The sequence below is a fragment of the Pseudoxanthomonas sp. genome (genome assembly GCF_051953815.1).
Taxonomy (GTDB): Bacteria; Pseudomonadota; Gammaproteobacteria; order Xanthomonadales; family Xanthomonadaceae; genus Pseudoxanthomonas_A.
Genome location: NZ_JBQCIJ010000039.1, coordinates 210,142 through 224,040 on the forward strand (window position 1 = coordinate 210,142; position 13,899 = coordinate 224,040).

Here is a 13,899-nt window from a genome sequence, read left to right on the forward strand (position 1 = left end):
TGCCGCGCCAGCCTACCGGCAACCATCGGATGTTTCCTAGGACCCGGGGCGCACCGGGATGTAGGCGGCGCTGGCCAGTCGCCACTGGCCCTGGATGCGGCGGAATTCGAACACCGTGCGCAGCTGCTTCTGCTGTTCGGCGCCCTGGATGCGCAGGCGCGCGGTGTTCAGGGCAATGACCCGCGCATGGTCGCCGTCGACGTGGATCCGCGGTTCTCCCAGGGTGGCCGATACCGGCTCCACGCCCTTGGCCAGCATCTGCGTGCGCGCCTCCGGCGCATAGAAGCCGAGCACTTCGGCGCGGGTATCGACATCGCCCACCGGCGACACTTCCACGTAGTCCGGCGCCAGCACCTTGTCCAGGGCGGGAACGTCGAAACGGATCTGCGCATCCAGCACCGACTGCGCGACCGCGCGCAGCGCCGCGTCCTCATCGGTGGCGAACGCGGCGGCGGGCAGGGCGGATGTCACGCACAGCGACAGGGCCAACAACAGCGGACGAGCCTTCATGGAGAGCGCCTCGCGGGGGAAGTCCGCATGTTGGGCCCGGCCACGTCCCCGCGCCCCTGCCGGAAGTCGGGTCAGGGCACGCGTGCGCAGATCCAGGCATCGACCCGCGCCACCCCGGCCCGGCGCAGCGCCAGGGCGGCGGCATGCAGGGTCTGCCCGGTGGTCATCACGTCGTCCACCAGCGCCACGTGCTCCGGCAGCGGCACGGCTCCGGCCTGGAAGGCCGCGCGCAGGTTGCGCCGACGTTGGCGGGCATCCAGTTCCGATTGCGGCGCGGTGTGGCGGATCCGCCGCAACGCCGCCGGCAGTAGGGGCAGGTCGAGCCGGCGCGCCAGTGGTCGGGCCAGCTCCAGCGCCTGGTCGTAGCCGCGTTGCCGCAGGCGCTCGCGGTGCAGCGGCACGGGGACCAGGGCCAGCGGTCGCGGTCGGGTCCCCAGCATCGGGATCATCAGCTCGGCCAGCAGGCGCCCGGCGGCCAGATCGCGGTGGAACTTGAGCCGGGGCAGCAGCCGATCCACGGGGTTGCCGTAGAGAAACACCGCGCAGGCGGCCTCCAGCGGCGGGGGCCGCCGCAGGCAGGCGCCGCAGCAGCCGGGCGTGGGCAGCGGCAGTGCGCAGCGTTCGCAGGCGGACCGGTTCCAAGGCAGGCAATCGAAGCAGTTGCCGCAAAAATCGAGGCCGTTGGTGCCCTGTTCGCGGCAGATCAGGCATCGAGGCGGGAGCAGGGCGCGGCCCAGAGCGGCCAGCCAATTGTCAACTTTCATCGCGTCCTTGCGGTTGACAGGGTGGGACGGGGTTTCCAGACTGACCGACTTTATCCCCGCGAGTCCGCGATGTCCGCTCACATTGAAACGCCCGAACTCCGCCACGACTGGCGGCGCGAAGAACTGCTGGCACTGTTCGACCTGCCCTTCCCGGAACTGCTGTACCGGGCCGCGGCGACGCACCGGGTTCATTTCGATCCGGCCGAGGTGCAGGTCTCGACCCTGCTGTCGGTGAAGACCGGCGGCTGCCCGGAAGACTGCGCCTACTGTCCGCAGGCGCAGCGTTACGACACCGGCGTGAACGCGCAGAAGCTGATGGAGACCGAGCAGGTGCTGGCCCGGGCGCGCCAGGCCAAGGCCGCCGGCGCGTCCCGCTTCTGCATGGGCGCGGCCTGGCGTTCGCCCAAGGATCGCGACATCCCGAAGGTCGCGGAAATGATCCGCGAGGTGAAGGCATTGGGACTGGAAACCTGCGCGACCCTGGGCATGCTCAGCGGCCCGCAGGCCGCGGCGCTGAAGGACGCGGGGCTGGACTACTACAACCACAATCTGGACACCGCGCCGGAGTTCTACGGCGACATCATCCGCACCCGCGAATACCAGGATCGCCTGGACACGCTGGCGCACGTGCGCGAAGCCGGGATGAAAACCTGCTGCGGCGGCATCGTCGGCATGGGCGAGTCACGCGATCAGCGCGCCGGCCTGCTGCAGGCGCTGGCCAACCTGCCGGCGCATCCGGATTCGGTGCCGATCAACCGGCTGGTGCAGGTGGCGGGCACGCCGCTGCACGGCACGGTGGAGCTGGATCCGTTCGAGTTCGTGCGCACCATCGCGGTCGCCCGCATCGTGATGCCGCGCTCGATGGTGCGGCTGTCGGCCGGGCGCGAATCGATGAGCGACGAACTGCAGGCGCTGTGTTTCAGCGCGGGCGCGAACTCCATCTTCTACGGCGAGAAGCTGCTCACCACCGGCAACCCCGATACCGAACGCGACCAGGCGCTGTTCGCCCGGCTGGGCCTGCGGCCGATGCCGGTACAGGTGGAAAATTTTGACGAAAGTCACAGAAGCAATGTTACCGGCGGCGCTACGGTGCACGCCGACATCACCGCGCCGGCCGCCTGCTGCGACCACGCGGCGTAGTCATTGTGCTCAGGGGGAATCTGGCAGACAGGCACGACGCCGCGCAGGCGTCGTCGTCGTGCGTCGCGTTTCCGGCCATGCGGCGCAATTGAGCGAATTTCCCCGCCGTCCCCGCTGCCAGGCTGCCCGTCCGTCATGACCCGTCCCGATCTGCTCGAACGCGTCCACACCCAGCGCAAGCTGCGCGCCGCGCAGGGGCGTTCGCGCGTGCGCCGCACGGTCACCCGCCGCGATGGCGTGCGGGTCGAGGTCAACGGCCGCTGGCTGACCGAGTTCGCCGGCAATGATTACCTCGGCCTGTCGCAGCAGTTCGAGGTGCTGAACGCGCTGCAGGACGCCACCAGCCGCGAAGGCGCCGGCGCCGGCGCGTCGCACCTGATCACCGGCCACCATCTGGCCCACGACGGACTGGAACAGGACATCGCCGACTGGCTGGGCTATCCGCGCGCGCTGCTGTTCGGCAGCGGCTTCCTCGCCAATCTCGCCGTGCAGCAGGCATTGCTCGAGGACGGCGACGTCTGCGTGCAGGATCGCCTCAACCACGCCAGCCTGATCGACGCCACCCGCCTGGCCGGATGCAAGCTGCGCCGCTATCCGCATCTGGATCCGGAAGGCGCGATGCGCCAGTTGCGGCAGGCGCCCGAAGGCGCGGCGATGCTGGTGACCGATGGCGTCTTCAGCATGGATGGCGATGTCGCGCCGCTGCGCGCGCTCAGCCTGGTCGCGCGGATGCAGCAGGCATTGCTGTATGTCGACGATGCGCATGGCGTCGGCGTGCGCGGCCCGGAAGGACGCGGCAGCGTCGCCGAGGCGCGCATGGGCGTGGAGGAAGTGCCGCTGCAGCTGGTCACGCTCGGCAAGGCGCTGGGCGGCTATGGCGCGGTGGTGGTCGGCAGCGATGTGCTGATCCAGCACCTGTCGGAAACGGCGCGGCCCTACATCTACACCACCGCGCTGCCGCCGGCGCTGGCCGCGGCCACCCGGATCGCGGTGCGGCACGCGCGGCGGGATCACTGGCGGCGGGAAAAGCTGCAGGGACTGATCGATCGGTTCCGCACCGCCGCGCAGGGGCGCGGGCTGGAGCTGATGGCGTCGGACACGCCGATCCAGCCGGTCCTGTGCGGCAACGAGGCCAACGCGCTGGCGCTGTCCTCGGCGCTGGAGAGCGCGGGCTTCTGGGTGCCGGCAATCCGCCCGCCGACCGTGCCCGAGGGCAAGGCGCGCCTGCGCGTCACCCTGTCCGCGCTGCATACTCCCCAGGACGTGGATCAACTGGTTGAAGTGCTGGCGCGCTCGTGGGACGCGGTGCGCCGCATCCGCAACGTGGGCACCTGAACATGCGGCACCCGCCCGGGCGGTCGTCGGCACGGAATCGGCGACAATAGCCATCCTCACGTCGCCGGTCCCGCCGGCGGTTTCCCTCTGCCACGCAACGCATGCATATCGAAGTCGTGGGCCACGGCCCCTCGCTGGTTCTGATTCATGGCTGGGCCCTGCACGGCGGCGTGTTCGCGCCGCTGGTGGAGCGCCTGGCCGATCGCTGCACGCTGCATCTGGTGGATCTGCCAGGTCACGGCCACAGCCGCGACGCGTCCACGCCGCTGGAATTGCAGGCGTGCGTCGCGGAGATCCTGGCGCGCACGCCACCGGCGGTCTGGCTGGGCTGGTCGCTGGGCGGTCTGTTCGCGATGCAGGCCGCCGCCTCGTCGCCGCAGGTGAAGGGTCTGGCGCTGATCGCCGCGACGCCGCGGTTCGTGCGTGGCGAGGACTGGCCGCACGCGGTCGAGTCCTCGGTGTTCCTGCAGTTCGGCGAGGAGCTGCGACGCGACTATCGCGGCACGCTGGAACGCTTCCTCGCCCTGGACACGATCGGGTCCGAACATGCGCGCGAGGAACTGCGTACCCTCAAGCAGACCCTGTACGCGCGTGGCGAGCCCGCGCCACAGGCGCTGCAGCAGGGCCTGCGCCTGCTCGAACACACCGATCTGCGTGACGCGCTCGCCGGCCTGGCGCTGCCCAGCCTGTGGATCTCCGGTCGCCGCGATCGGCTGGTGCCGGCCGCCGGCATGCGCGACGCGGCGGCGCTGGCGCCGTGGGGCCTGCACGTCGACATTGCCGGTGGCGGGCACGCGCCGTTCCTCGGCCACGCGGATCGGGTCGCGCAGGAGCTGGCCGATTTCCTCTCCACCATCGGCCACGCACCGGATGGTCCGCGCGCCTGAGCGCGGCGGGCCGCACTCCCCACTCGACTAGAATCCCCGCGATGAATTCCCAGTTCGATCACCGCCACATCCGCCGCGCGTTCTCGCGTTCGGCCGCCGGCTACGACGCGGTCGCCGTGCTCCAGCACGAAGTGGAGAAACGCCTGCTGGAGTCGCTGGACTACCTGGGGGAGCGTGCGCCGCGGGTGGCCATCGACGTGGGCAGCGGGCCGGGGCATGCCGCCGCGGCGATGCGCAAGCGCTGGCCGAAGGCGCAGGTGATCGCGCTGGATCTGGCGCTGCCGATGTTGCGCGAGGCGAAGAAGCAGGCTGGCTGGTGGAAGCCGTTCCCGCGGGTGTGCGCGGATGCGCGCGCGCTGCCGCTGGCCGAGGCCAGCGTGGACGTGCTGTTCTCCAACCTGTGCCTGCAATGGGTGGAGGATCTGCCGGCGGTGTTCGCCGGATTCCGCCGCGTGCTCAAGCCCGGCGGGCTGCTGCTGTGCTCCACCTTCGGTCCGGACACGCTGCAGGAACTGCGCGACGCCTTCGCCCAGGCCGACGACACGCCGCACGTCAGCCGCTTCACCCCGATCGCGCAGTTCGGTGACGCGTTGATGATGTCCGGGTTCCGGGATCCGGTGCTGGACCGGGATCGTTTCACCCTCACCTATCCGGATCTGCCGGCACTGATGCGCGAACTGCGCGCGATGGGCGCGACCAATGCGATGAGCACGCGCCGGCATACGCTGACCGGGCGTCGCCGTTTCGCCGCCGCCAGCGCCGCCTACGAACCGCTGCGCGGCGCGGATGGCACGTTGCCCAGCACCTGGGAAGTGATCTACGCCCATGCCTGGGCGCCGGAACCCGGCGCGCCGATTCGTGGCCAGGGCGAGGAGATCGCCAGCGTTCCGTTGTCGCGGATTCCGATTCGGCGGCGCGGGGAATAGCGCCAGGCGTCTTTCTCCCCTTCTTCCGGGAAGGGGACGGTTGGCTTCGGCCCTGCGCGCGGGTTTACCGGCTTACCTGCGCGATCCAGTCCTGCAGGTTGTAGTAGTTGGTGACCCGGGCGATCCGGTCGTCGCGGATGTCGAAGAATGCGCCGCCGGGCAGCACGTAGGCCTGGCCCATGGCCGGGGGCAGGCCCTCGTCGGTGTTGAGGTACTCGCCATGCACGACGTATTCGGCGGCGGCGCGATCGCCGTCCAGCGAGGCGAGCACCACGATGTCGCGCAGCTGCTCGCGGTAACTGGCGTTCATGCGGCCGAGGAAGGCGGCGAAGGCTTCGCGCCCGGTTTCGCGCGCGCCCTGGTTGAGATCGTGGGCGACGTCGTCGGTGAGCAGCGCCAGCATGCCGTCCCAGTCGCCGCGGTTGAAGGCCGCGTAATAGGTCAACACCAGTTCGGTGGCGCGATCCTGCCTGCGGTTGCCGTCGATCTTCATGCGCGTGGCCTCATCGGTGCGAACCCGGATGATACCCCCGGACAGGTCCGCGGCGTCGCCTCAGCGTGACTGCGGCAGCCGGTCGCGGTGGAAGAAGTACACCTCGGCCAGCAGGAAGCGCCAGCGGGTGGTGAAGCTGCGGAAGCGGCTCGTCGGCGTGGGCGAACCCAGTGCGTCGATGCCCAGCTCGTGGCTGATGCGCAGCGCGCGCGCCATGTGCAGCGGATCGCTGACCACGATCGCCTTGTGGAGATCATGGGTCTGCATCAACGCCGCGGCCTGGCGCAGGTTCTCGTGGGTGTTGCGCGAAACCGATTCGATCAGGATGGCCCGGGCCGGCACGCCCTGGCGGATGGCGTAACGGCGACCCACCTGCGACTCGGAAAAACGCGCGCCGGAACCGCCATAGCCGCCGGTGAAGATCAGGGTCCTGGCCATGCCGCGCTTGTACAGGTCGATGCCGTGGCGGATGCGTTCCTCGAACACCGGCGAAGGCTTGGCGTCGTAGGCCGCCGCGCCCAGCACGATGATCGCGTCGGCGGGCGCGGCCTGATCGCGCTGGCCCACCCAGGTGATGTAGCCGGCCACGCCGGCCAGCCACAACAGCAGCAGCACCAGCAGGCGGCGGACCCAGCCCCAGAATCCCGTGCGCCGTTTCCGGCGCGCCGCGCTCACGCTCACGCCGGCCCCCAGGGCAGGGCATCCAGATCGACGTTGCCACCGGACAGCACCAGGCCCACGCGCTGTCCGGCGAACTGTTCGCGGTGTTTCAGCAGCGCCGCGAGCACCAGCGCGGAGGAGGGTTCGACCAGGAGTTTCAGGCACTGCCAGAGCAGCCGCATCGCGGTGATCGTCTCGGCGTCGTCGGCCACCAGCACCTGCACGCCATGCGTGCGCAGGGCGGCGAAATTGGGTTCGCCGACGGCGGTGCGCAGACCGTCGCAGAGGGTGTCCGGCGTGAAATCGGGCAGGCGTCGACCGGCGGCCAGCGAGCGCGCGGTATCGTCGGCGCCGGCCGGCTCGGCCGCGTAGATCCGGCAGGCCGGGGCCATCCGCGCGGTGGCGATGGCGGTGCCGGAACTCAGGCCGCCGCCGCCCACCGGGGTCATCACCGCATCGAACGGACCATGGCTGTTGTGCAGTTCAAGCGCGGCGGTGCCCTGTCCGGCGATGACGGCCGGGTGGGTGAAGGGATGGATCAGTTGCGCCCCGGTGTCGGCCTGGACCTGCGCGCAGGCCGCCTCGCGCGCGGCCTGGGTGGGCGCGCAGCGGTGGAGGGTCGCGCCGTAGCGTTCGATGGCGGCGAGCTTGGCGGCGACGGCGCCCTCGGGCACCACCACGTGGCAAGGAATGCCGCGGGTGCGGGCCGCCAGCGCCAGCGCGCCGCCGTGGTTGCCGGAAGAGTGGGTGACCACGCCGCGCGCGGCGTCGGCTTCCGGCAACGACCACACCGCGTTGCAGGCGCCCCGGAACTTGAACGCGCCGCTGCGCTGCAGCGGTTCGGCCTTGAAGTACAACGAGCAGCCGGCCAGGGCGTCCAGTTCGCGCGAATGCAGCACCGGCGTGGTGTGGGCGTGCGGCGCGATGCGGGCGGCGGCGGCCAGGATGTCGTCGAACGTGGGCAGGGTATGCGGCATGGACAACAGGTTAACGCACCGTCCGCCCCGACTGGATGCGTGGGCGGGCAACGCCGGGTGAAGCGCCGCGGGCCGGAAGGCCAGGGTTAAGCACGGATTCAATCCGCCGGACCGATGCTGGCAACCGCAGGAAAAGTCAGGGGTCGCACATGAAACCAAGAATGCTGATCATCGCTGCGCTCGCCGCGGCCGCGCTGAGCGGTTGCGCGACGTATGACCATGTCGGCGCCCGTGCGGCCGGCGGTTACTACCAGGGTCGCCCGGTGGTCCGCTACTACGACGCCTACGGATATCCGGTCTATGGCGGCTACAACGGTGGCTACTACAGCCAGCCGTATTACTACGGCCGCCAGCCCTATTACGGCTACTACGGCCCCTACTACCCGTACTACCCGCCGCCGGTCCATCGTCCGCGTCCGGGCCACGACCACGGCGGCTACCGGCCGCCGCCGGGCAGTGGTCCCGGAGGCAATCGCCCCGCGCCGTGGCGCGACCCGACCCGCGGCGCCTGGCGCGAGCACGGCCAGCAGCCGGCGATTCCGGGCCAGCCGCCCCGCCGGGTGAGCCCGGGCATGCCGCCGCGGACGGTCTCCCCGGGAGCGCCGTCGAGTCCGCAGTCGCTCCCGCGCACCATCAACGAACGCCCGGCCGGTGTGCCGCGGATCCAGCCCCGTGGCGGGCGGGTCCGGGTCATCGAGAACTGATTCCGGGCCGTCAACCCGCCGGCCGTCGGGCCGTTGGAACCGAAGTTGACCGGTTGCGTCGCTTTCTGACGTCACAGGCGATAAAGGTTCCATGTCGACGTCCGGTGGGGAGTTCTGGATCCCCCCTGTTCCGGTCCCTGCCGGGCGTCGGCGCCCCTTCAAACCCGGCTCCGGCCGGGTTTTTCATTGCCCGACGCGGTATCCTTCGCGCACAAAAAAGGGCCGGCAGTCCCCCGACTACCGGCCCTGGCATCCCCGCTGTGCGCATGGCTGGCCCCTGTTCCAATCCCAGCCCACGCCCCTGTCGCTTGCCACATCGGGTGCCACGGGTATTTCGCAGGAAGCGTGCCAATCCGGCACCACCCGGCCCGACGCCTCCTCCGGGAAGGCGGGCCGCCCAGGCTGAACACGAACCATGAACCACGACTTCTACCGTTACGACGTCATCATCATCGGCGGCGGTCACGCCGGCACCGAAGCCGCGCTCGCCGCCGCCCGCGCCGGCGCGCGCACGCTGCTGCTGACCCACAACGTCGAAACCGTCGGCGCGATGAGCTGCAATCCGGCCATCGGCGGCATCGGCAAGGGCCATCTGGTCAAGGAGATCGATGCCTTGGGCGGGGTGATGGCGTGGGCTGCCGATCGCGCCGGCATCCAGTGGCGCACCCTCAACGCGTCCAAGGGGCCGGCGGTGCGGGCGACCCGCTGCCAGGCCGACCGCGCGCTGTATCGCCGCGCCATCCGCGGCGCGGTCGAGGCGCAGCCCAACCTGACCGTGTTCCAAGCGGCGGTGGACGATCTGATCATCGAGCACGAGCGCGTGCTTGGCGCGGTCACCCAGACCGGGCTGCGTTTCCATGCCCCGGCCGTGGTGCTGACCGCCGGCACCTTCCTGGCCGGCAAGATCCATGTCGGCGAGACCCAGTACGCCGCCGGTCGCGCCGGCGATCCGCCGGCCACCGCGCTGGCGCACAAGCTGCGCGAAGGACGTTTCGTCGTGGATCGGTTGAAGACCGGCACGCCGCCGCGCATCGACGGCCGCACACTCGACTATTCGGTGATGGAGGAGCAGCCGGGCGACGATCCGATGCCGGTGATGTCCTTCATCGGCGACGTGGCGGATCACCCGGCGCAGGTGTCCTGCTGGATCACCCACACCAGCGATCGCACCCACGAGATCATCCGCAACGCGCTGCACCGCTCGCCGCTGTACACCGGCCAGATCGAGGGCATCGGTCCGCGCTATTGCCCGTCCATCGAGGACAAGGTGGTGCGTTTCGCCGAGAAGGCCAGCCACCAGATCTTCGTCGAGCCCGAAGGCCTGGACGTGGTGGAGATCTATCCCAACGGCATCTCCACTTCGCTGCCGTTCGACGTGCAGCTGGATCTGGTGCGCAGCATCCGCGGCTTCGAGCAGGCCCACATCACCCGCGCCGGCTATGCCATCGAATACGACTTCTTCGATCCACGCGGCCTGAAATCCTCGCTGGAGACCAAGGCGGTCGCCGGCCTGTTCTTCGCCGGCCAGATCAACGGCACCACCGGTTACGAGGAAGCCGCCGCGCAGGGCCTGGTCGCCGGCCTCAACGCGGCCCGCTTCGTGCAGCAGAAGGATGCGTGGTCGCCGCGTCGCGACGAAGCCTACATCGGCGTGCTGATCGACGATCTGATCACCCACGGCACCAACGAGCCCTACCGGATGTTCACCAGCCGCGCCGAATACCGGTTGCAGCTGCGCGAGGACAACGCGGACCAGCGCCTGACCGGCATCGGCCGCGAACTGGGACTGGTCGACGACGCGCGCTGGGCGCGCTTCAGCGCCAAGCAGGAAGCGGTGCAACGCGAGACCGCGCGCCTGCGCGCGCTGTGGGCCACGCCCAGCAACGCGCTGGGTCGCGAGCTGGAGAGCGTGCTGGGCGTGGCGGTCAGCCGCGAGACCAATGCGCTGGATCTGATCAAGCGTCCGGAGCTGGACTACGCCCGGCTGATGCGGGTGCCGGCGCTGGGTCCGGCGGTGGAAGACGCCAAGGTCGCCGAGCAGGTGGAGATCGGCGTGAAGTACGCCGGCTATCTGGACCGCCAGCGCGAGGAAATCGAGCGCCAGCAGCGCAACGAGGCGACGCCGATTCCGCAGGGTTTCGATTTCGCCGGCGTGCACGGCCTGTCGGCCGAAGTGCAGCAGAAACTGGCCCGCGTGCAACCGCAGACCGTCGGCCAGGCCCAGCGCATCCCGGGCATGACCCCGGCCGCGATCTCGCTGCTGCTGGTCCATCTCACCCGCGCGCGGCGCGCGCAGGTGGCATGATGCGCCTGGCTTGATTGCAAGCGGGCATCGAACAGGGAACCACGTGACGCAACTGGAAACGGATATCCATCCCATCGCGCCGGAGAAGCGCGCCGCCATCCTGGCCGCGCTGGCCGACATCGAGCGCAGGCACGCGGTACGCATCGTGTTTGCCTGCGAATCCGGCAGCCGCGGCTGGGGCTTCTCATCGCCGGACAGCGATTACGACGCGCGTTTCATCTACGTGCACGACACGGCGTGGTATCTGAGCGTCAATGAGCGGACGCGACCGGGTGCCCCGCAACGGGACGTGATCGAGCTGCCGATAGACGACGAACTGGATGTCAGCGGTTGGGATCTGCGCAAGGCGCTGCGCCTGTTGTCCAAATGCAATCCCACGCTGTCCGAGTGGCTGCGTTCGCCGATCGTCTATCGCGAGGAGCCCGCGATCACCGCAGGGCTCCGCGATCTGACGGAAAGGCATTACTCGCGGTTGGCCGCCTGGCATCACTATCACAGCATGGCGAAGACCACCTTTCGTGGTCACTTGGGTGGCGAGCGCGTCCGGACCAAGAAATACCTGTATGCCCTGCGCCCGGTCCTGGCCTGCCTGTGGATCGAAACGTCCGATCAACCGCCGCCGATGGCATTCGAGGCACTGCTGGACAAGCGGCTGCCGAACGGCCCGGTGCGCGAGGCCATCGATGCGCTGTTGGTGGTGAAGCGGGCCAGTGGCGAGGTCGCCGATGGTCCGCGCATTCCGGTCGTCAGCGATTTCATCGAGATGCAGCTTGAACGGATGGCACGGGAAACCGTGCATCTGCCCGTACGCGAAGCGGAGGAAGGGGCGCTCGACGCGTTCTTCCGCGAGGCCATCGGTTTCTCCGCACGCTAGTTGACGGATGCGTCAGGGCGTTCGCAGCCGGGGCGCCTTCTGACGACCGCGCCGGTGCCGCACCGGCGCGGTCGAAACGGACTTACTCCGCCGGCAGACCCATTTCCTTCAGCAAGTGCGGAGCCGGCTGGACCTTGGCCATCAGCCAGCGCATGTAGCGCATGTCCACGTGCACGGCGCGCTTGTAGCGCGGGTCGAACATCCAGCTGGCACTGACCGATTCCCAGTTGCTGTCGAAATTCAGGCCAATCAGCTGGCCGCGCGCGTTGAGCACCGGCGAGCCCGAATTGCCGCCGGTGGTGTCCAGGTTGGTCAGGAAGTTGACGGTCTGGGTTTTCAGGGCGGGATCGGCGGTGCTGCCGAAATCGCCCTTCGCGATCGCCGCCAGCAGTGGCTTGGGCGCGTCGAACGGCACCGTGTTGGTGTTCTTCTCGACGATGCCGGCCACCGTGGTCACCGGCGAATAGGTCACGCTGTCGCGCGGATGCAGCGACTCGACCTTGCCGTAGCTGACCCGCAGGGTGCTGTTGGCGTCGGGATAGACCGAACGTCCCTGGCTGCGATACCAGCCGGTGAGCGCCTGCATGTAGGCCGGGCGCAGGCGCAGCAGGTCGCCGTCGCGTTGCTTGCGTTCGTTCTCCAGGCGCAGCAGGGCGGGCTGCAGTTGCGCGGCCAGCTTCAGCAGCGGATCCGGCGAGCCGGTGATGGCGGTGGCGTCGGCCTTGAGCAGCCCCACGCGGGTCGCTTCGTCACCCAGTCCGGTGCCGCCGTAGACGCGCGCCAGGGTCGCTTCCAGGCTGGCCGCGTCGCGGCCGAAGGCGGCGTCGAACTCCGGCAGGCGCTGCGCGTCGGGCAGCTTCTGGTAGCGTCCGACCAGTTCGGTCAGGAATGCCCGCTCCATGCCGGCGTCGTAGCGGCGCTGCACCTGCTTCAGCAGGCCTTCGATGAGGGCGAGGTCGCGCTCCTGGTAGCCGCTCTCGCGTTCGGCATCGGCCTTGCCGCGTTCCAGCGCCAGCCGCTGCAGGGAGAGCGCGCTGCGCAGCAGCTGGGTGCGACCCTCGATCATGCCGACCAGCAGGTCGCGCTCGCGCATCGCGCTGCCCTGATCCAGCAGGGCCTGGGCCTGGTCGATGCGCGCCCGCAGCGCCTGCGCGCCATCGCCCGATTTGGCCAGCCACGCGTACATCGCCCGCTCCGCGTCGGCGCGTACCTGGATGGCGTTGCTGCGGCGCAGCCCTTCCAGCTCGCCGCTGAAGCGCTTGCTGCTGTTCTTCAGGCCGGACAGCTGGCTGGCGTACTTCACCCCGGCCGCCGGATCCGCCTTGCCGCGCCGCTGGACGATGTCGATCAACGCGTCCAGCACCTCGACATTGGCCGGCAGGCCCCATTCGATGCGGTCCTTGAATTCGCTGGCGAAGCGATGGCGATAGGTGATGCCCGGATAGCCGGCCAGCATCGCGAAATCGCCTTCCTTCGGCCCGTCGAGCGCGATCTGGAGATGCGCGGGCGCGCGGTAGGGCACGTTGTCCGGGCTGTACGCCGCCGGCTTGCCATCCTTGCCGACGTAGGCGCGCAGCAGGGTGAAGTCGCCGGTGTGGCGCGGCCACATGAAGTTGTCGATCTCGTCGCCGTAATTGCCGATCGCGCGCGGCGGCGCGTAGACCAGGCGGATGTCGCGCAGTTCCAGCTGCTTGATGCGGTAGAAGTCGGCGCCGTAGTACATGGTGGCGACGCTGCAGCGCATGCCCGCCTCCTGCTCGCATTCGCCGACGATGCGCTTGCTGGCGCGATCGACCGCGTCGTAATACTCGCGCCCGGTCTTGCCGTTGGCGGCCTTGAGCACCTCATCGGTGACGCGGTCGAAACCCACGGTCACCAGCACCCGGTAGTCGGGATTGGCCGGCAGTTCCGCGCCGCGATCGGCGGCGGTATAGCCTTCGTCGATCAGGTTCTTCTCCGGCTTGGAGTTGTACTGGATCACCCCATAGGCCACGTGGTGGTTGGTCAGCACCAGGCCGTCGGCGGAGACGAACGCGCCGGTGGCGCCTCCCACCTTGACCACCGCGTTCAACGGCGGCCGGGTCAGATCCGCCAGTGCCGCCGGATCACCCTCGAATCCGGCCTGGCGCAACGGGCCGGCCAGTTGCGGCAGCTGCGAAGGCATCCACATGCCCTCGTTGGCCTGCGCCGGCAGGGCCAGGGCGATGCCCAGGGCCAGGGCGGTGAAGGGCGTGCGTGCGCTCATCGGCGGGATTCCTAGGCAAAAAGACAGCCTGCGACGATAGCGGCCCATGCCGTGCAGGGCAATTGCGGAGGGGTTTTTT

At 69.5% G+C, this 13,899-nt stretch carries 13 protein-coding genes; 7 read left to right on the forward strand and 6 right to left on the reverse strand.

All coding sequences use genetic code 11. The features are described 5' to 3' along the window. Nucleotides 1-36: 36 nt before the first annotated feature. Nucleotides 37-510 carry a nuclear transport factor 2 family protein gene (locus ACTHN1_RS12195; protein WP_440471207.1) on the reverse strand — a complete coding sequence of 158 codons (474 nt, stop codon included), beginning with the start codon at nt 508-510 and terminating at the stop codon, nt 37-39. Between the two features lie 71 nt (nt 511-581). After that, entirely contained in the window at nt 582-1,274 is a 693-nt protein-coding gene (locus ACTHN1_RS12200) for a ComF family protein (protein ID WP_440471208.1), read from the reverse strand. A gap of 69 nt (nt 1,275-1,343) precedes the next feature. Between ACTHN1_RS12200 and bioB the strand changes: the two genes are divergently transcribed. The 4 genes from bioB to bioC all read left to right on the forward strand — a co-directional run bounded on the left by bioB (nt 1,344) and on the right by bioC (nt 5,562). Then, the gene (gene bioB / locus ACTHN1_RS12205) at nt 1,344-2,414 is read left to right on the forward strand and encodes a biotin synthase BioB (RefSeq protein ID WP_440471209.1); all 1,071 of its coding nucleotides are present in this window, start codon (nt 1,344-1,346) and stop codon (nt 2,412-2,414) included. A 135-nt stretch (nt 2,415-2,549) separates the two neighbouring features. Then, on the forward strand, nt 2,550-3,749 hold the full coding sequence (bioF, locus tag ACTHN1_RS12210; RefSeq protein ID WP_440471210.1) for an 8-amino-7-oxononanoate synthase: 1,200 nt from the start codon (nt 2,550-2,552) through the stop codon (nt 3,747-3,749). 101 nt (nt 3,750-3,850) lie between these two features. Continuing rightward, the gene (gene bioH, locus ACTHN1_RS12215) at nt 3,851-4,636 is read left to right on the forward strand and encodes a pimeloyl-ACP methyl ester esterase BioH (protein WP_440471211.1); all 786 of its coding nucleotides are present in this window, start codon (nt 3,851-3,853) and stop codon (nt 4,634-4,636) included. 41 nt (nt 4,637-4,677) lie between these two features. After that, entirely contained in the window at nt 4,678-5,562 is an 885-nt protein-coding gene (gene bioC, locus ACTHN1_RS12220) for a malonyl-ACP O-methyltransferase BioC (RefSeq protein ID WP_440471212.1), read from the forward strand. 64 nt (nt 5,563-5,626) lie between these two features. On the opposite strand, the gene ACTHN1_RS12225 is transcribed toward bioC, so the two are convergent. The 3 genes from ACTHN1_RS12225 to ACTHN1_RS12235 are packed head-to-tail and all read right to left on the reverse strand — an operon-like array spanning nt 5,627 to nt 7,692. Then, nucleotides 5,627-6,055, reverse strand: a complete 429-nt coding sequence (locus tag ACTHN1_RS12225; RefSeq protein WP_440471213.1) for a ketosteroid isomerase-related protein — start codon at nt 6,053-6,055, stop codon at nt 5,627-5,629. Between the two features lie 60 nt (nt 6,056-6,115). Continuing rightward, entirely contained in the window at nt 6,116-6,748 is a 633-nt protein-coding gene (locus tag ACTHN1_RS12230) for a YdcF family protein (protein ID WP_440471240.1), read from the reverse strand. Then, a complete protein-coding gene (locus tag ACTHN1_RS12235) occupies nt 6,733-7,692 on the reverse strand; it encodes a threonine ammonia-lyase (RefSeq protein ID WP_440471214.1) in 960 nt (319 codons plus the stop codon). Before ACTHN1_RS12235 ends, ACTHN1_RS12230 begins: the two co-directional genes overlap by 16 nt. A gap of 161 nt (nt 7,693-7,853) precedes the next feature. Between ACTHN1_RS12235 and ACTHN1_RS12240 the strand changes: the two genes are divergently transcribed. From ACTHN1_RS12240 to ACTHN1_RS12250, 3 genes are all read left to right on the forward strand, one after another. Further along, on the forward strand, nt 7,854-8,396 hold the full coding sequence (locus ACTHN1_RS12240) for a hypothetical protein (RefSeq protein ID WP_440471215.1): 543 nt from the start codon (nt 7,854-7,856) through the stop codon (nt 8,394-8,396). 415 nt (nt 8,397-8,811) lie between these two features. Continuing rightward, entirely contained in the window at nt 8,812-10,701 is a 1,890-nt protein-coding gene (gene mnmG / locus ACTHN1_RS12245) for a tRNA uridine-5-carboxymethylaminomethyl(34) synthesis enzyme MnmG (protein WP_440471216.1), read from the forward strand. Nucleotides 10,702-10,744: 43 nt separating this feature from the next. After that, complete coding sequence (locus ACTHN1_RS12250; protein WP_440471217.1) at nt 10,745-11,575, forward strand: nucleotidyltransferase domain-containing protein; 831 nt, start codon at nt 10,745-10,747, stop codon at nt 11,573-11,575. Between the two features lie 82 nt (nt 11,576-11,657). Here ACTHN1_RS12250 and ACTHN1_RS12255 read toward each other — a convergent pair whose 3' ends face one another. Continuing rightward, a complete protein-coding gene (locus ACTHN1_RS12255; protein ID WP_440471218.1) occupies nt 11,658-13,820 on the reverse strand; it encodes a S46 family peptidase in 2,163 nt (720 codons plus the stop codon). Nucleotides 13,821-13,899: the final 79 nt, after the last annotated feature.

Bases quoted from the DNA above. Each gene is read 5' to 3' on its own strand.
- ACTHN1_RS12240 (WP_440471215.1), top strand. From the start codon at position 7,854: ATGCTGATCATCGCTGCGCTCGCCGCGGCCGCGCTGAGCGGTTGCGCG.
- ACTHN1_RS12235 (WP_440471214.1), bottom strand. From the start codon at position 7,692: ATGCCGCATACCCTGCCCACGTTCGACGACATCCTGGCCGCCGCCGCC.
- bioH (WP_440471211.1), top strand. From the start codon at position 3,851: ATGCATATCGAAGTCGTGGGCCACGGCCCCTCGCTGGTTCTGATTCAT.
- ACTHN1_RS12200 (WP_440471208.1), bottom strand. From the start codon at position 1,274: ATGAAAGTTGACAATTGGCTGGCCGCTCTGGGCCGCGCCCTGCTCCCG.
- bioC (WP_440471212.1), top strand. From the start codon at position 4,678: ATGAATTCCCAGTTCGATCACCGCCACATCCGCCGCGCGTTCTCGCGT.
- mnmG (WP_440471216.1), top strand. From the start codon at position 8,812: ATGAACCACGACTTCTACCGTTACGACGTCATCATCATCGGCGGCGGT.
- bioF (WP_440471210.1), top strand. From the start codon at position 2,550: ATGACCCGTCCCGATCTGCTCGAACGCGTCCACACCCAGCGCAAGCTG.
- ACTHN1_RS12195 (WP_440471207.1), bottom strand. From the start codon at position 510: ATGAAGGCTCGTCCGCTGTTGTTGGCCCTGTCGCTGTGCGTGACATCC.
- ACTHN1_RS12255 (WP_440471218.1), bottom strand. From the start codon at position 13,820: ATGAGCGCACGCACGCCCTTCACCGCCCTGGCCCTGGGCATCGCCCTG.
- ACTHN1_RS12225 (WP_440471213.1), bottom strand. From the start codon at position 6,055: ATGAAGATCGACGGCAACCGCAGGCAGGATCGCGCCACCGAACTGGTG.
- bioB (WP_440471209.1), top strand. From the start codon at position 1,344: ATGTCCGCTCACATTGAAACGCCCGAACTCCGCCACGACTGGCGGCGC.